General features: G+C 60.4%; 16 protein-coding genes. 11 read left to right on the top strand and 5 right to left on the bottom strand.

All coding sequences use genetic code 11. The features are described from left to right. Positions 1-43 precede the first annotated feature (43 nt). The 5 genes from FN828_RS00590 to FN828_RS00570 are packed head-to-tail and all read left to right on the top strand — an operon-like array spanning position 44 to position 3,836. Positions 44-973 (top strand): AEC family transporter, encoded by a 930-nt coding sequence (locus FN828_RS00590; protein ID WP_142491436.1) that lies wholly within the window; start codon positions 44-46, stop codon positions 971-973. Positions 974-1,031: 58 nt separating this feature from the next. Continuing rightward, positions 1,032-1,862, top strand: coding sequence for an S-formylglutathione hydrolase (gene fghA / locus FN828_RS00585; protein WP_142491435.1), 831 nt, complete (start codon positions 1,032-1,034; stop codon positions 1,860-1,862). After that, the gene (locus FN828_RS00580; protein WP_142491434.1) at positions 1,859-2,308 is read left to right on the top strand and encodes a YaiI/YqxD family protein; all 450 of its coding nucleotides are present in this window, start codon (positions 1,859-1,861) and stop codon (positions 2,306-2,308) included. The genes fghA and FN828_RS00580 overlap by 4 nt, the downstream gene beginning before the upstream one ends. Further along, complete coding sequence (locus FN828_RS00575) at positions 2,305-2,922, top strand: HAD family hydrolase (RefSeq protein WP_142491433.1); 618 nt, start codon at positions 2,305-2,307, stop codon at positions 2,920-2,922. Before FN828_RS00580 ends, FN828_RS00575 begins: the two co-directional genes overlap by 4 nt. An 8-nt stretch (positions 2,923-2,930) precedes the next feature. Continuing rightward, entirely contained in the window at positions 2,931-3,836 is a 906-nt protein-coding gene (locus tag FN828_RS00570) for an ornithine cyclodeaminase family protein (protein WP_142491764.1), read from the top strand. A 25-nt stretch (positions 3,837-3,861) separates the two neighbouring features. Here the strand turns inward: FN828_RS00570 and FN828_RS00565 are convergent, their stop codons facing one another. Then, positions 3,862-5,103, bottom strand: a complete 1,242-nt coding sequence (locus tag FN828_RS00565; RefSeq protein WP_142491432.1) for an MFS transporter — start codon at positions 5,101-5,103, stop codon at positions 3,862-3,864. Between the two features lie 142 nt (positions 5,104-5,245). Between FN828_RS00565 and zapE the strand changes: the two genes are divergently transcribed. Further along, positions 5,246-6,307 (top strand): cell division protein ZapE, encoded by a 1,062-nt coding sequence (gene zapE, locus FN828_RS00560; protein WP_142491431.1) that lies wholly within the window; start codon positions 5,246-5,248, stop codon positions 6,305-6,307. A gap of 303 nt (positions 6,308-6,610) precedes the next feature. On the opposite strand, the gene FN828_RS00555 is transcribed toward zapE, so the two are convergent. From FN828_RS00555 to FN828_RS00540, 4 genes are all read right to left on the bottom strand, one after another. Further along, on the bottom strand, positions 6,611-7,885 hold the full coding sequence (locus tag FN828_RS00555; protein ID WP_142491430.1) for a bifunctional folylpolyglutamate synthase/dihydrofolate synthase: 1,275 nt from the start codon (positions 7,883-7,885) through the stop codon (positions 6,611-6,613). Then, a complete protein-coding gene (gene accD, locus FN828_RS00550; RefSeq protein WP_142491429.1) occupies positions 7,882-8,823 on the bottom strand; it encodes an acetyl-CoA carboxylase, carboxyltransferase subunit beta in 942 nt (313 codons plus the stop codon). Before accD ends, FN828_RS00555 begins: the two co-directional genes overlap by 4 nt. A gap of 63 nt (positions 8,824-8,886) precedes the next feature. Next, positions 8,887-9,786: a CPBP family intramembrane glutamic endopeptidase gene (locus tag FN828_RS00545; RefSeq protein WP_142491428.1), complete on the bottom strand. Its 900-nt coding sequence runs from the start codon at positions 9,784-9,786 to the stop codon at positions 8,887-8,889. Further along, complete coding sequence (locus FN828_RS00540; protein WP_142491427.1) at positions 9,780-10,673, bottom strand: CPBP family intramembrane glutamic endopeptidase; 894 nt, start codon at positions 10,671-10,673, stop codon at positions 9,780-9,782. Before FN828_RS00540 ends, FN828_RS00545 begins: the two co-directional genes overlap by 7 nt. 214 nt (positions 10,674-10,887) lie before the next feature. Between FN828_RS00540 and FN828_RS00535 the strand changes: the two genes are divergently transcribed. From FN828_RS00535 to FN828_RS00515, 5 genes are all read left to right on the top strand, one after another. After that, positions 10,888-11,577: a hypothetical protein gene (locus FN828_RS00535; RefSeq protein WP_142491426.1), complete on the top strand. Its 690-nt coding sequence runs from the start codon at positions 10,888-10,890 to the stop codon at positions 11,575-11,577. A 49-nt stretch (positions 11,578-11,626) separates the two neighbouring features. Then, positions 11,627-12,400: a DUF6478 family protein gene (locus FN828_RS00530; protein ID WP_142491425.1), complete on the top strand. Its 774-nt coding sequence runs from the start codon at positions 11,627-11,629 to the stop codon at positions 12,398-12,400. A gap of 9 nt (positions 12,401-12,409) precedes the next feature. Next, on the top strand, positions 12,410-12,787 hold the full coding sequence (locus FN828_RS00525; RefSeq protein WP_142491424.1) for a hypothetical protein: 378 nt from the start codon (positions 12,410-12,412) through the stop codon (positions 12,785-12,787). A gap of 94 nt (positions 12,788-12,881) precedes the next feature. Further along, positions 12,882-14,906 carry an NADPH-dependent 2,4-dienoyl-CoA reductase gene (locus FN828_RS00520; RefSeq protein ID WP_142491423.1) on the top strand — a complete coding sequence of 675 codons (2,025 nt, stop codon included), beginning with the start codon at positions 12,882-12,884 and terminating at the stop codon, positions 14,904-14,906. Between the two features lie 56 nt (positions 14,907-14,962). Continuing rightward, entirely contained in the window at positions 14,963-15,877 is a 915-nt protein-coding gene (locus tag FN828_RS00515; RefSeq protein ID WP_142491422.1) for an AEC family transporter, read from the top strand. The last annotated feature ends 49 nt before the right edge of the window (positions 15,878-15,926 follow it).

Here is a 15,926-nt window from a genome sequence, read left to right as displayed (position 1 = left end):
GTAATCTGATTGACGGGGAAAACCGTGCTGATAGGCAGGACGCATGATCGAGATATTTTTCAAGACTTTGCCATTCTTTGCCCTGATCGGGCTGGGCTATGGCGCGGGCAGAACGCGGTTCTTTACGGATGAGGCGACGGCTTGGCTGACCAAGTTCGTGTTCTACTTTGCCTTGTCGGCGATGCTTTTCCGGTTTTCCGCCAACCTGTCGTTGGGAGAAGTGTTCGATCTGTCCTTTGTGCTGGCGTATCTAAGCGGCACGGCGGTGATTTATGTGCTGGCAACCGTGGTGGCGCTGATCCGCCATCGTGGGGTCGAAGAAGCCGCAGTCGAGGCGCAATGCGCTGTGATCGGCAATGTCGGGTTTCTGGGCGTTCCGATGCTGGTGCTGCTGATGGGCGAGGCGGCCATTGGGCCGGTTATGCTGGTGCTGGCGGTGGACCTGATCGTGTTCGGCAGTCTGATCGTGATCCTGATCACGGGGAGCCGGGATGGGCGCGTGTCGCCTGCGATCCTGCGCACGGTGGGGGTGGGGCTGCTGAAAAACCCGATGATCGTGTCCATCACCGTTGGGTTGGCGTGGTCGGCGCTGCGCATTCCGATCCCGGCGCCGCTGAATGAATTTGTCAGCATTCTGGGGGCTGCGGCCACGCCGGGGGCGTTGTTTGCCATCGGGGCGTCGCTGGCATCCAAATCGGCGGAACGGTTGGCGGTGGCGGGCTGGCTGTCCTTTGCCAAGCTGGTGCTGCATCCCGGTGCCGTGGCCGTGGCGGCATTGCTGCTGTTTCCGGTGGAACCCTACGCGGCGAGCGTGATGATCGCGGCGGCAGCGCTGCCGGTGGCGGGGAATGTCTATATTCTGGCGCAACACTATGGGGTTGCGCCGCATCGGGTGTCTGCCTCGATCCTGATTTCCACGGCATTAAGCATTTTCACGATTTCCGCAGTAATCGCCTGGGTCTACGTCCCGTGATCCTTGCCCGTGCCGGGGGACTGGGTTAGCCATAAGCCAAACCAGTCAGGAGGGCGCGATGGACGTGATTTCAGAAAACCGTTGTTTCGGGGGCGTACAAGGGGTGTATCGGCATCCGTCCCATGTGACCAATTGCGATATGACCTTTGGGTTGTTCCTGCCCGAAGAAGCCGAACAAGGCCCGGTTCCGGTGCTGTGGTATTTGTCGGGGCTGACCTGCACCCATGAAAACGCGATGGTCAAGGCCGGGGCGCAGGCGTGGGCCGCAGAACAAGGGATCGCGCTGGTGTTTCCGGACACCTCGCCCCGTGGCGAAGATGTGGCGGATGATCCGAATTACGATCTGGGCAAAGGCGCGGGGTTCTATGTGAACGCCACCCAAGCCCCGTGGGCCGCGCATTACCAGATGTGGGATTATGTGGCCGAAGAATTGCCGCGCCTTATCACCGGGAATTTCAACGTGGACGAAGATCGCCAATCCATCACCGGTCATTCGATGGGCGGGCATGGGGCGCTGACGCTGGCGATGGGGCTGCCGGGGCGGTTCCGGTCTGTGTCTGCCTTTGCGCCGATCTGCCATCCCACTGCCGGGGATTGGGGACGCAAGCAACTGGGCGCCTATCTGGGGCAGAACGAAGACATGTGGGTGCCGCATGATGCCACCCTGATGATGCGGGCCGAGGGGCTGGATATTCCGCTGCTGGTGGATACGGGCAGCAACGATCAGTTTCTGGATTATCTGATGCCTGAAACCTTGGCCGAGGCCGTGATGACCCGCCGCCTGCCCGCTAATTTGCGCCTGCAAAAGGGCTATGATCACAGCTATTTCTTTGTCTCGACCTTCATGGAGGATCACGTCGCCTTCCATGCCGAGGCGCTGTATTCGTGACCACGCTGTATGTGGATGCCGATGCCTGCCCGGTCAAGGCCGAGGCCGAGCGCGTTGCGACCCGCCATCGTGTGCCGTTGAAAATGGTGTGCAATGGCGGGCTGCGGCCATCGGCCAATCCGCTGGTGGAAACCGTGATCGTTCCCGAAGGTCCCGATGTGGCCGATATGTGGATCGCGGAACGGGCCGGGGTTGGGGATGTGGTGATTACCGCCGACATCCCGCTGGCGGCCAAATGCGTCGAAGCCGGGGCGCTGGTGCTGAAACATGACGGAGAGGCGCTGACCCAAGCCAATATCGGCAATGCGCTGGCCATGCGGGATCTGATGTATGACCTGCGGGCTGCCGATCCGTTCCGGCAGGGCGGCGGCAAGGGATTTTCCAAGGCGGATCGGTCCCGGTTTCTGGATGCGCTGGAACGGGTCTTGCGAAAGGCAAAGACATGATTCAGGCAGTTGTCTGGGATATTGGCCGCGTGCTGATCGAATGGGAGCCAGAGCGGTTTTACGACAGCGCCATTGGGGTTGAACGGCGCAAGGCGTTGTTCGCGGCGGTCGATCTGCACGAATTTAATCTGGATGTGGATCGTGGTCAGCCGTTTTTGGGCACATGGCAGGCAGCAGCCCGCGCCCATCCTGATTTCGCGGCTGATATCATGCTGTGGCATGATCGTTGGATTGACATGGCCAGCCCCGCCATCCCGCGTTCGGTACGGATTCTGACCGCGCTGAAGGCCAAGGGCGTGCCGCTGCTGGGGCTGACGAATTTCGGGGTTGAAACCTTTGAAATTGCCCGCGCGGCTTATCCGTTTCTGGATTTGTTCGACCGGCGCTATGTGTCGGGTCAGTTGCGACTGATCAAACCCGACGCGGGTATTTATGCGGCGCTGGAGCAAGACAGCGGTTTTGACCCACAGGGGTTGCTGTTCACCGATGACCGCCCCGAAAATATCGAAGCCGCCGCGGCGCGTGGCTGGCAGACCCATCTGTTCGACGGTCCCGCAGGCTGGGCCGATTGCCTGATCCGGCACGGATTGCTGACCAAGGAGGAAACACAGTGACTATTCCAATGATTTCTTTTGACGAAGGCGAAAAGCTGCTGGATTGGATGGGGTTTGTGGCTGCCCTTGCCGCTGGCCACCAACGGCCCAAGGCGGAAATCGCGGATACGTTCCTGTACCGGGGCAAAGATACGTTGCTGAACCGGGCGGCATGGATTGACGGGTTGGGGCTGGCGGTGAAATCGGCCACAGTGTTTCCCGGCAATCCGGCGGCGGGTAAGCCGATGGTGAATGGCGGTGTGTCGCTGTATGCCCACACGGACGGCATGTTAGAGGCGCTGGTGGATTTCCATCTGGTGACGAAATGGAAAACCGCCGGGGACAGCCTGTTGGCGGCGACACGTCTGGCCCGGCCTGATAGCCGTAAAATTCTTATCGTTGGGGCGGGAACCGTGGGGCGGTCCTTGCGGCAGGCCTATGGCGCGGTTTTCCCGAATGCGGAATTTACCGTCTGGAACCGCACGCGGACGAATGCCGAACTCATGGCGGCAGAGTTTCCGGGGATGCAGGTGGCCGATGATCTGGAAACCGCAGTGCGGGCGGCGGACATCGTGACCAGTGCCACCATGAGCACCCAGCCGAATATCAAGGGCGAGTGGCTGCAACCGGGCCAGCATATCGACCTGATTGGGGCTTATCGCCCGGATATGCGCGAAGCGGACGATGCCGCTTTGACGCGGGCGCGGGTGTTCGTGGATAGTTTCGACACCACGATTGGCCATATCGGGGAAATTGAAATTCCGCTGCAATCGGGGGTGATTACGCGGGATGATCTGGTGTCGGATTATTACACGCTGGATAAATTCACCCGCAACAGCCCGGATGACATAACGCTGTTCAAAAACGGTGGCGGGGCGCATCTGGATTTGATGACCAGCCGCTATATTCTGGATCAGTGGAAAGCCGCGCAGTAATTGCGCGGCTTTGCCAGCAGGGGGCTTAGGCCGTTTGCGGCGCGGTCCGGTTTTCCCGGATTGGCAGGTTGATCAGCGCCGAGAATGCACCGACGCCCACGCCGATCCACCACACCATCGTGTAATCGCCATAGGCGTCATACATCCGCCCGCCCAGCCAGACGCCCAAGAAGCTGCCCAACTGGTGCGAAAAGAAAACGATCCCGTACAGCGTTCCCATATAGCGCAGCCCATAGATATGCGCGATCAGCCCGCTGGTCAGCGGAACCGTTGCCAGCCACAGCGCCCCCATCGTCACGGAAAACAGAATGACGGTGGCAGGGGTCATTGGCGTCAGGATGAAAGCGGCGGCAATAATCGTGCGCAGCCCATAAATCCCGGCCAGCAGGTATTTTTTGGAAAACCGATTGCCCAGCCATCCGGCCATGAGCGAACCACCGATATTGGCCAGACCGATCAGCGAAATCGCAGCCGCCCCCAGCGCCGATGTAGATCCGATCCCAAGCGATGACAGCACCCCGTCAGCCGCAATCGGGCCGCACATTTCCGTCACGAAGGCCGGGAAATGCGCGGTGACAAAGGCCAGTTGGTAGCCACAGGAAAAGAACCCCAGAAAGATGAAGGTATAGGACGGGTCGCGGAATGCCTTGCCCAGAATGGCACCCATGCTTTCTTCCAGCTCGGCCTTGCTGGCGGGGCCGGTGGGGCTGCGCATCAGCGGCAGGAAGGCGAGCATCAGGATCAGCGCGGCGGCGAACAGCATGAACACCTCTTGCCACGACAAAAAGCCCAGCATCCATTCCGCCACCGGCGCGCCGAAGACCTGACCGGCGGATCCGGCTGCGGTGGTGATCGCCAAAGACATCGAACGGTTTTCATCCGATGCGGCGCGGCCCACCACGGCCAGAATGACGCCAAACCCGGTTCCGGCAATGCCAAAACCCACAAGGATTTCATAAAGCTGATGCGCTTCGGGCGTGACAGCAAAGGACGACAGGACCAGACCCGCCGCATAGGTGATCGCGCCCATCACGATAGCCTTGCGATCCCCGATCTTTTCTGCCAGCGCCCCAAAAATCGGCTGGCCGATCCCCCAGGCTAAATTCTGAATCGCAATGGCCAGCGAAAATTCCGCACGCGGCCAGTTGAATTCCTGCGCGATCGGAATCTGGAACACACCGAAACTGGCCCGGACGGAAAAGCCAACCAGAATGATCAGGCAGCCAACAATCAGTACTGGGTTAAAAAGCGGGGCACGGGCTTGCATGGGAAAACTCCTGTTACGCCGGGCGGAATGTAAGACAATTCAGGGGCGCGTCAATTCAGGAATTGTACGCATGTGCATCACATTTCGTTCTGGGGTGCGGGCTGGGTCTTTTCTAAGGTCGCGGGCCGCGCTATGCGGGGGCATGACCCGCATTCAGGATACATACCGCCAACGTGTGGCAACGCAGGAGCTTCATGCCGACGACGCGCAAGAAGCCGTCCTGCCCGAATTTGACCGCATCCGTGAAGAACTGGCAAAGCCGGTGAAAAAGGGCTTGTTCCGCAAGGCGCCGCCCCCGCCAAAGGGGCTGTATCTGTGGGGCGGTGTGGGGCGTGGGAAATCCATGCTGATGGATTTGTTCGTGGAACATCTGGACGTGCCTGCCCGCCGGGTGCATTTCCATGCCTTCATGCAGGAAATCCATGCCGCGATGCACGAGTCTCGCAAACAGGGGATCGAGGACGCGCTGGCCCCGGTTGCCAATGATGTTGCATCCAAGGTGAAGCTGCTGGCCTTTGACGAAATGCAGATCACCGACATTACCGATGCAATGATCGTGGGGCGGCTGTTCCAGATCTTGTTTGAAAAGGGGGTGGTGGTTGTCACGACCTCGAACCGGGTGCCGGATGACCTGTATAAAAACGGGCTGAACCGGCAACTTTTCCTGCCCTTTATCGACATCATCAAGGACCGGATGGTGGTCTGGGAAATGATCAGCCCGCGCGATTACCGGCAGGACCGGCTAAAGGGTGCGCCAGTGTATTTCGCACCGATCAACGATGACAGCCGCCAAAAGCTGCGCGAGGTTTGGGAACATCTGTCCGGCGGCGAAGCAGAGCCGCTGGTGCTAAAGGTCAAGGGCCGCGATGTGGAATTGCCCGCCTTCCGCAACGGGGTGGCGCGGGCGTCGTTTTACGATCTGTGCGGCAAGATGCTGGGGCCGGGGGATTATCTGGCGATTGCCGAAGCGGTGAAGGTGTTGGTGCTGGAAAACGTGCCCCGGTTGGGACGCAGCAATTTCAACGAAGCAAAGCGGTTCGTGACCCTGATTGATGCGCTGTACGAAGCCAAGGTGCGGCTGATCTGTTCCGCCGCGGATGAACCCGAAAGCCTGTATATCGAAGGCGAAGGCGTGTTTGAATTTGAACGCACCGCCAGCCGCCTGCGTGAAATGCAATCCGAAGATTGGGCGGCAGAGGGCTAATCCGATTAGGCGCGTTGTTGCGCCACACAGGGCGCTTCGGGCCGTTTGACGTGGGCAAGTGAGTATTTGGGATCAGAAAGAAACAGGTTGCGGAGTGCAGAGGGGAACGCCGCGACCAAAAAAAGGGGGTCGTTGAATCGACCCCTCTTTTGCCTGCCTGTCAAACTGAGTGTGCCGACCCCGATCACAGGGCATGGCGGACCGATGGTGTGAACCACCGGGGAAAACCTGCCTACACCATAGGCGAATCATAGAGAATCAGTCAACCGTATCTGATTCGAACCGCGCGGGATGGCGGTGTTTTCAGCTATTTTCGCGTAGAATGGCACCAGCCAGATAAAGAGAGCCACAAATCAGGATACGCGCGTGGGGGTCGCTGGCCGCAATTTGGCGCACGGCGTCCAGCACCGATGCGGCGGTATCGGCCTGCATTCCTGACTTTTGCGCGGCTTGGGCCGTGGTGTCGGCGGGCAGGGTATTGGTTTCGCCGGGGATCGAGACAGCAGTCAGGCGCGTGACATGCGGGGCCATCGGGGACAGGTAGCCCGTGATGTCCTTGGTGTTCAGCATCCCGCAGATCAGATAGGTGGGGCGCTTGGGCAGGCTGGCCAGATGGGCGGCCAGCGCCAGACCCGCAGCGGGGTTGTGGCCGCCGTCCAGCCACAGATCGGCCTGTGGGGCGGCATCAATCAGCGGGCCTTGGCGCAGGCGTTGCATCCGGGCGGGCCAATGGGCCTTGGTCACGGCGGCTTCGGCGGCGGTATCGCTGCACCCCAGATGGCGTAGGGCGGCCAGCGCTGCCCCGGCATTTTGCAACTGATGTGCGCCGGGCAGGTTGGGCAGCGGCAGGTCCAGTAGGCCGGTTTCATCCTGATAGATCAACCGCCCGCGTTCTTCCCAAACGTGCCAGTGTTGCCCGTGGGCGATCAGTGGTGCGCCCAGCCGTTCGGCGGTGGCTTCGATCACCTCCAGCGCCTCGTCTGGTTGGGGGCCGACAATGCAGGGAACGCCGCGTTTGATGATCCCGGCCTTTTCGCCCGCAATCTTGGCCAGCGTGTCGCCCAGGAATGCCTCGTGATCTATGGAAACGGGGGTGATGATCGTCAGCGCCGGTTGCGCGATCACATTGGTGGCATCCAGCCGCCCGCCCAGCCCCACCTCTAACAAGGTGTAATCCGCCGGGGTGCGGGCAAAGGCCAGCAAAGCTGCCGCCGTGGTGATTTCAAAATAGGTGATATTGCCACCTTCGTTGGTGGCATAGCATTCGTCCAAAATCTGCGTCAGCGCAGTTTCGGAAATCAAATCCCCGGCCAGCCTGATGCGCTCATGAAACCGCGCCAGATGTGGCGAGGTATAGGCGTGAACCGTTTTCTGGGCGCTTTCCAGCCCGGCGCGGATCATGGCTTGGGTCGATCCTTTGCCATTCGTTCCGGCGATATGGATCACTGGCGGCAGGCGGTCTTGTGGATCGTCCAGCGCGTGCAGCAGCCGCCACATCCGGTCCAGTGTCAGGTCTATCACCTTTGGGTGAAGCGCCATCATACGTTCAAGGATAAGGTCCGAACCTTGGGCCGTCATTTCTTGGCGTCATCCTTGGCGGGTTGGGCCGCTTTCGTTTCTGGGGTGGTTTCGGGACTTGGTTCGGGTAGCTCACCGGCAATTGCTTGTGGCAGGCCCAGCAACATCCGGGTGATCGAAATCAGTTCGTCCCGCATTTGCGGGCGCGGGGTTACGCGGTCCAGCATCCCGTGATCCAGCAGGTATTCGGCGCGTTGGAACCCTTCGGGCAGCTTTTCGCGGATCGTTTGTTCAATCACGCGCGGCCCGGCAAAACAGATCAGCGCGTTGGGTTCCGCGATCTGCACATCGCCCAGCATCGCATAGGATGCGGTGACGCCGCCGGTGGTGGGGTGGGTCAGCACAACGATATAGGGCAGGCCCGCTTCTTTCAGCATTTGCACGGCGACAGTGGTGCGGGGCATTTGCATCAGGGACAGGATGCCTTCTTGCATCCGGGCGCCCCCTGCGGCGGAAAACAGCACCAGCGGGCGGTTCAGTTCGACCGCGCGTTCTGCGGCGGCAACGATGGCATTGCCGACATACATGCCCATCGACCCGCCCATAAAGCTGAAATCCTGCGCTGCGGCCACGATGGGCGTGCGACCGATTTCGCCAGTCGCAACCAGCATGGCCTCGTGCTCGCCGGTGGATTTCTGGGCGGCTTTCATCCGGTCAGGGTATTTTTTCTGATCGCGGAAATGCAGCGGGTCAGTGACGGGTTCGGGGACTTTGATTTCGTTGAAAACGCCGCCGTCGAACAGCGCCTTGAACCGTTCGCGGGGGGAAATCGCCATGTGATGCCCGCAGTTGGTGCAGACATTCAGGTTGTCCGACAGTTCGCGGTGGAACAGCATCGTTCCGCATTCGTCGCATTTCGTCCAAAGGTTTTCCGGCACCTCGCGGCGCGAGAAAATCGAGTTAATGCGCGGGCGGACGTAGTTGTTGATCCAGTTCATACGGAACGGCCCCTGTTAAGAAGTGTTGCCCCGTCAGATAAGGCGGACGCAAGGGAAATGCAATCAGCGGCGCAGCGCAACCCGTGCTGCCAGCCACATCAGGCCGACAATCACCAGTTCCACCCCAAAGCTAAGGCTGAATAGCGGTGTTGTCGGATCGGGCAGCACGGTTTCTGGGGCAGGGAACAGCAGCAGTGCCAGCCCGCTATCGGGCTGGTCCATGTCCCCAAACAGCAAAAAGGCATAGACGTTATTGGCCAGATGGAACCCCACAGCCGCGCCCAACGATCCGGTGCGCGCTGTCAGATCAGATGTCGCCAGCCCGAAGCAAAAGGCCCAGATGACATATTGCATGGCATCGGTCAGCGGTTGGGTGTCGTCGAAATGTGCGGCGGCGAATAACAGGTTCGGCCCCACCATCCAGATCCACGGCGATCGGAACCGTGCGGCCAGTTGTTGCTGGATATAGCCACGATAGAATATTTCCTCGGCCCCGGTTTGCATCAGCAATGCAAACAGCGACACCGGCAACAGCAGCAGCCATGTCACGGGAGAGTTCATTTCCATCCCGTCTGCATTCCAATAGGGGGGGATCAGTTCGATCAGCAGGAACACACCCAGCACGGCCTTTAGCGTGATCCAAAGCTGCGGAATGCCCCAGCCCCCACCCAGCAGGCTGTGCGGGCCGCGTTGATGCAGCAGGCGGGCGGTCAGGATCACCGCCCCGGCCAGCAGCCCGAAGCTGATCAATTGCGCGATCAGGCCCAGCCGCGTGGTGCCGTAATAATAGCCTTCGGTCCAATCCAGCGGCAGTGGGGTCAGCGCGGCATCCAGCAAATGCAGCAGTGTGGCATACATCGCTTCGATCAGGATCACGCCCAGAACCAGACGGGGCAGTTCCGCTGTGGGCCGCGCTGGTGCGGCATAACCATCATGCGGGGCATAGCGCAGGCGGTTCAGCATTTCAGCGCCAGTCGCACCGCCAACCAAGAGGTCAGCATCACCCCAAGGTCGATCAACAAATAGGGCCACAACAACGCGGGGTCGTTCAAGGCGTTCGGCAGCCGGTACAGCGCCAGCCCCGACAGCATGTCATCGGCGGAAACAAACAGGATTGCGCTGGCATTGGTGGCCAGATGTAGGGCAATTGCCGGACCCAGCGTTCCGCTGCGGGCGGTCAGGTCGGCGGCCAGCAGGCCGAAAACCACGGCCCAGCCGATCAGCAGCCATTCGGTGCCGCCCAGATCCGGGCGGTAATGCAGCAGACCAAACAAAACAGACGGGACCACCATCCAGATCAGCGGAGATTGGAACCGCGCCGCCAGTTGTTGTTGCAGATAGCCGCGAAACAGCACTTCTTCGGCGCTGACCTGAATCAACAGCGCAGGCAGGGCCAGCGGCAGGATGCGCAGCCAATCCGTCAGCGGGACACCCGGCTGTGGGGCCGTCAGGAATTCGGAGGGGGATAAAATCCAGATCACCAGATTCAACAGTGCCAGCGCCGCCAGCGACAGCCCGAATTGCCAGATCACCAGCCGCCTGTTGCCAAACAGGCTGTATACCGGGCGGCGGTGCAATTGGTTCACCACGGCAGCCACGGCAATCAGCATCAACCCGAAACTGGCCAGCATCATTACTGCGCCCATCTGGGTATGTCCCAGCGCGATTTCGGTTTGCAGCGTCATCATCTGATCGGGACTAAGCAGCACGAACATCAGCGCCAACAGCGCCCATTGCAGCCCGGCGAAAATGACCGTGCCCATCACGATTCCCAGCGCCAGACGCCATAATTCCGCCGTCGGGCGGGCTGGGCGGATGAACCGTTCGTGCGGGGCGTAGGCTGGGGGCATGGTCTGGCCGTCCGTGGTATCAGGCACCCGAACCGGGCGCGAGAACAGCTTTACCCTGCTTTGCGGCGGGGCAACAGGGGGGATGGCCCCTGTCAGATCACGTCGCCGTCACACTGCTTTGTTCCGGCGCGGGCTTGTCTGGCCCTGCGGGCTTCGTTATCCCGATCCGGTAACACGTGGTTTGGTCCGGGTTTTACGGGCAAGTGATTGGGGGATGGGGAAGATTCCGGGTTCCAGACAAAAGCTGGTCCTGTGCGGCGCGGCGCTGATGGCGCTGGCGGGATGCCTGCCTGCGGATGGTGGCCAGACGCAAGACCGGATGCCAAACCGGCAAGCCGTCTTGCTGGGCGGTGCTGTGGTGGTGCAAGCGCCCGAAGGTTACTGCGTCGATGATGCCAGCACACGCGATCACGCGAAGGCGGGTTTCGTTTTGATGGCGGGCTGCGATGGCTTGATGGGGTTGCCCAGCGGCACGATGGTGCCGCCTGCTATCCTGACCGTTTCGGCATTGCTGCCGCAGGACGGGCAGGGCGCGGATGCCACTGCGATTACCCGTGCGTTGGGCGAAGGTGAAATTCTGGACCGCGGCCAATCGGATGGGCTTAGCCTGATCCGGGTGTCCGATGCCAAACGTGTCCCCGAAGGCAGCGACCCCCGGCATTGGCGCGGTGCGATGGCCGTGAACGGTGCAGTTCTGGCGCTGGCTGTCTATGGCAATGGCGATATTGCGGACGCTGGGGGTAAATCGTTGCTGCAATCGCTGGCCACTGCTACCCGCACCGCCAGCGCAAATAGGGCCGCCCGTGTCTCAACCGTTGCGGTGGCTGCCCCCCGTCCAGCAGCGGATACGCCTGCTGCATCCCCGAAAAATCGTAAAAACCTGTTCCAGCGGCTATTTAATTAATCCTTTTCCGCATATTAGGATGGGGTATTCTTTGCCCGGACTGCGCCTGATGCCTTTGATCAACCGTCGCCTTGTGAATTCTATCGTCCATCGCCGCGTCGTTAGCCGCTGGGCGAAGCTGGCGCGCGAGGCGGGCAATGCCAGCCTGTCACGCCTGCGGCAGCAACGCAGCATGGCGCGGGATTTACGCCTGCATCTGGACGCGCTGATTCATGAAGCTGACAACAGGCTGGCCTTGCCGCTGATTGGCAATACCGCATTCCGTAAACCACACGGATCGGATTGGTCCTGGCGGCCGGAACTGTGGCGCGGTCCCTTGCCAGTGCCGGGCATGTCGTCGGTTCAAAACGGCAGCACGTTGGGGGAGGAGGTGACGCTGTTCCACGATTGCCGCTTTTCCGAACTGACCCTGCGCCAGTTGCGCAACAGCCGCGAATCCGATCTGGCCCCTTATGGGCTGCGGCTGGATGTGTTCAAATTCGACGGTTCCTTCCTGTCCTTGGTGGTTGATCTGCCTCAGGCGGCTGTGGATGGGCTGCAAAAACGTCACCTGATCCGTATGGATACGATTGTGGAAATGGAAAAGCCGCTGGAAATCTTTGCCCGGCTGAACATTCGCCACGGTCCCAATACCGAACAACTGGTGCGTGAACTTCCGCTGCACGAGGATGAAGTGACCGTGGAATTCGATCTGGCCTATTCCCGCCTGAATGAAAAGCGGATCGAAAAGGCGTGGATTGATCTGATTTTTGAAGGGCCGGAAATGAATCAGGTCACGATCCGCGATCTGACCTTTAGCCGCCGCCCCCGCGCCGAATTGTAGGAGCCGTAGATGAGCGACCTGAAACTGACCAAAACCCGCCTGTTCGAAGGCGTATGGGAAGGGTTCCTGACGTCGGCCTCGATGGATAATCTTCAGCCAGAACTGGAAGTCACCCATCTGAACGAACCCGTTTTGGGGCTGGAAATGACGGAAGACCGGGAAAACGGCCATTGGGTCGTGCGCGTTCCGGTGCCGGTTCAGGCGTTGTCGGATGGTGTGCAAACCTTCCTGATCCGGGACAAACGCACGGGCGAGGCGCTGGATAGTTTCGCCATTCTGGCTGGCGAAGCCCTGTCCGATGACATCCGGGCCGAAGTGACGCTGCTGCGCGAAGAACTGGATATGCTGAAACGCGCGTTCCGGCGCTATTGCGTGGAAAATTCATGATGCTTCAGGGGCGTTGTTTCGCAGCCTGACGCTGCGTTGAGCGTGACAAAACCCAGCCGCTTTGCCCAGATGGTGCAAAGCTGGGAGGCACGCAATGACATCATATACGCACCTGTTGGCCCCGTTGGATCTGGGCCATACCACCCTGAAGAACCGTACCCTTATGGGGTCTATGCACACGGGGCTGGAAGAAACCAAAGACTGGCCCCGCGTGGCCGAATTTTACGCGGCCCGCGCCCGTGGGGGGGTGGCATTGATGGTGACGGGCGGCATTGCGCCCAATTTCGAAGGCGGCGTTCTGCCCGGCGCGTCCGGTATGATGAACGATCAGGACGTTGCCAATCACACCGTCATCACCAAGGCCGTGCATGACGCGGGCGGTAAGATCGCCATGCAAATCCTGCACGCCGGGCGCTATGCCTATAATCCCAAATGCGTGGCCCCATCGCCGGTGAAATCGCCCATTTCCCCCTTTGCCCCGGCGGAACTGGATGAAGACGGCATTGAAAAGCAAATTGGGGACATCGTGAACGCTGCCGTTCTGGCGCAAAAGGCCGGATATGATGGTGTGGAAATCATGGGGTCCGAAGGGTATTTCCTGAACCAGTTCCTTGTGACCCATACCAACAAACGCACGGATCGCTGGGGTGGTTCCTATGAAAACCGGATGCGCCTGCCGCTAGAGGTGGTCCGCCGGACCCGGCAGGCCGTGGGGACGGATTTCATCATCATCTACCGTTTGTCGATGATTGATCTGGTGCCGAACGGGTCCACCTTTGACGAAGTGGTGCAACTGGCGCAAGAGGTGGAAAAAGCCGGTGCGACGATCATCAATACCGGCATCGGCTGGCACGAAGCACGGGTGCCGACTATCGCCACATCTGTGCCGCGCCGCGCCTTTGCATGGGTGACAAAGAAGCTGATGGGCAAGGTGGGGATTCCGGTTGTGACCTCGAACCGGATCAATATGCCGGATGTGGCCGAACAGGTTCTGGCCGAAGGCTGCGCCGATATGGTGTCTATGGCGCGGCCCTTTCTGGCTGATCCCGATTTCGTGGTCAAAGCGGAACGCGGACAGGCCGGGCTGATTGCGCCCTGTATTGGCTGTAATCAGGCCTGTCTGGATCACACATTCGGCGGCAAGCTGACCTCGTGCCTTGTGAACCCGCTGGCCTGCCATGAAACGGAACTGGCGATCACCCCGGCGGCGGCATCAGAATCTGTGGCTGTCGTGGGGGCTGGGCCTGCGGGTCTGTCGGCGGCGCTGACAGCGGCAGAGCGTGGCTTTGCCGTCACCCTGTTTGATCGTGCGGACCGGATTGGCGGGCAATTGAACATGGCCCGGCAAATTCCGGGGAAAGAGGAATTTCACGGGCTGGTGGATTGGTACGAACGCATGGTCGCGTCCATGGACATCACGGTTAAACTGGCGACGGATGCCACGGTGGACATGCTGAAAGGGTTTGATCATGTGATCATCGCCACCGGCGTCACCCCCCGCGATCCCGGTATTCCCGGTCAGGATCGTGACAATGTTCTGAGCTATATTGACGTGCTGCGCGATCAGAAACCCGTGGGTCAGCGGGTTGCCGTGATTGGTGCGGGCGGGATCGGGTTTGATGTTGCCGAATATCTGGTGACGGGGAACAGCCCGACGCTGGACCTGCCGGAATGGCTGCGCGAATGGGGCGTGGCCGATCCCGAAGCCGTGCGCGGCGGTCTGGCCCCCGAAGGCCCGCAACCCGAACCGCCCGTGCGGGAGGTCACGTTGTTGCAACGCAAAGCCCGCGCACTGGGCAAAGGGTTGGGTAAAACGACAGGCTGGATTCACCGTGCCGCGCTGAAAATGAAAGACGTGAAAATGATCGGCGGCGTGAATTACGAAAAGATCGACGACCAAGGCCTGCACATCACCTTTGGCGAAGCACGTGAAAATCCAACCCTGATCGAGGTGGACACCGTGATCCTGTGTGCCGGTCAATTGCCCGAACGGACGCTGGCCGATGACTTGCAGGCCGCAGGCATATCCTGCCACGTTATCGGCGGCGCGGATGTGGCGGCGGAACTGGATGCCAAACGCGCCATCAATCAAGGCACCCGGTTGGCGGCGGGGTTGTAATTCGCTTGTACCTTCCCTTTGCGCGGGCCTAAGAAAGCCTGCGCAAGGGGAATATCATGGTCTTTCTGACGATCCTTCTGGGTTTGCTGCCCAGCTTTTTGATGGTCTGTCTGGGCGGGTTGATCCGCAACAGGCTGTCTGCGGGCGCGTGGCAAGGGCTGGATCGGCTGAATTTTGAAATCCTGTTCCCGACGCTGATTTTTGTTGCTGCCTCCAGCCGCCCGATTGCTGTGGCGGACATCCTGCGCATCGGCCCGGCGGCGTGGGGGATTTTGCTGGTGTCGCTGTCTGTTGGGTATCTGGCGCGGCGCTTCGGCCCTGTCCGGTTCACCGATTTTGCCGGGGCATGGCAAACCGCGTGGCGGTTCAATACGGCGCTGGGGTTTGTGGCGATTGAAACGCTGTCTGGCAAGCCCGTGGGCATTCTGGCCGTAACCGTGGGCATGGCGATCCCGATGGCCAATGTGTTTGCTGTAACGGCCCTGTCCCGTGGCAGTGGCGACCTGCGCCAGACAATGAAAAAGGTGGCAACCAACCCGTTTCTTTTGGCCTCGTCTTCGGGTGTTCTTGTGGGGCTGTCGGGGATCACGATACCCGGCCCGGTGATGGCCCCGCTGGAAATGCTGTCCCGTGCGGCGATTCCCGTGGCGCTGATTTCCGTGGGGGCCACAATGAACTGGGGGGCATTGGCGCGGCTGGACAGGTTCAGCGGCATCATCGTTGCCACCAAACTGATCGTAACCCCCGCGGCAACATTTGCCGCCTGCCTGCTGTTTCACGCGGACCCCGCCATAGCGGCAACGCTGATCCTGTTTTCGGCCCTGCCCACGGCATCCGCCGCGCATGTTCTGGCGGCGGGGTTTGGCGCGGACCGGGAATTATCCGCGACGCTGGTGGCGCAAACCACGCTGCTGGCGACGGTGACATTGCCGGTCTGGATCACGCTGGCCGAGCTGGTGTTTCCGCGCTGATCCCATTCCGGTGTGATTGTTTCCCTGTTTCTGTGCCGCAAACGATCCC

This window comes from Thalassovita litoralis (genome assembly GCF_900182725.1).
Lineage (GTDB): Bacteria > Pseudomonadota > Alphaproteobacteria > Rhodobacterales > Rhodobacteraceae > Thalassobius > Thalassobius litoralis.
This window is presented reverse-complemented; position numbering and strand designations above follow the sequence as displayed.

What these genes read in the sequence shown, in the direction of transcription:
- FN828_RS00530 (WP_142491425.1), top strand. Translation starts at nt 11,627, where the DNA reads ATGCCTTTGATCAACCGTCGCCTTGTGAATTCTATCGTCCATCGCCGC.
- FN828_RS00555 (WP_142491430.1), bottom strand. Translation starts at nt 7,885, where the DNA reads ATGACGGCCCAAGGTTCGGACCTTATCCTTGAACGTATGATGGCGCTT.
- accD (WP_142491429.1), bottom strand. Translation starts at nt 8,823, where the DNA reads ATGAACTGGATCAACAACTACGTCCGCCCGCGCATTAACTCGATTTTC.
- fghA (WP_142491435.1), top strand. Translation starts at nt 1,032, where the DNA reads ATGGACGTGATTTCAGAAAACCGTTGTTTCGGGGGCGTACAAGGGGTG.
- FN828_RS00515 (WP_142491422.1), top strand. Translation starts at nt 14,963, where the DNA reads ATGGTCTTTCTGACGATCCTTCTGGGTTTGCTGCCCAGCTTTTTGATG.
- FN828_RS00540 (WP_142491427.1), bottom strand. Translation starts at nt 10,673, where the DNA reads ATGCCCCCAGCCTACGCCCCGCACGAACGGTTCATCCGCCCAGCCCGC.
- FN828_RS00535 (WP_142491426.1), top strand. Translation starts at nt 10,888, where the DNA reads ATGGGGAAGATTCCGGGTTCCAGACAAAAGCTGGTCCTGTGCGGCGCG.
- FN828_RS00520 (WP_142491423.1), top strand. Translation starts at nt 12,882, where the DNA reads ATGACATCATATACGCACCTGTTGGCCCCGTTGGATCTGGGCCATACC.
- FN828_RS00545 (WP_142491428.1), bottom strand. Translation starts at nt 9,786, where the DNA reads ATGCTGAACCGCCTGCGCTATGCCCCGCATGATGGTTATGCCGCACCA.
- FN828_RS00525 (WP_142491424.1), top strand. Translation starts at nt 12,410, where the DNA reads ATGAGCGACCTGAAACTGACCAAAACCCGCCTGTTCGAAGGCGTATGG.
- zapE (WP_142491431.1), top strand. Translation starts at nt 5,246, where the DNA reads ATGACCCGCATTCAGGATACATACCGCCAACGTGTGGCAACGCAGGAG.
- FN828_RS00565 (WP_142491432.1), bottom strand. Translation starts at nt 5,103, where the DNA reads ATGCAAGCCCGTGCCCCGCTTTTTAACCCAGTACTGATTGTTGGCTGC.
- FN828_RS00590 (WP_142491436.1), top strand. Translation starts at nt 44, where the DNA reads ATGATCGAGATATTTTTCAAGACTTTGCCATTCTTTGCCCTGATCGGG.
- FN828_RS00575 (WP_142491433.1), top strand. Translation starts at nt 2,305, where the DNA reads ATGATTCAGGCAGTTGTCTGGGATATTGGCCGCGTGCTGATCGAATGG.
- FN828_RS00570 (WP_142491764.1), top strand. Translation starts at nt 2,931, where the DNA reads ATGATTTCTTTTGACGAAGGCGAAAAGCTGCTGGATTGGATGGGGTTT.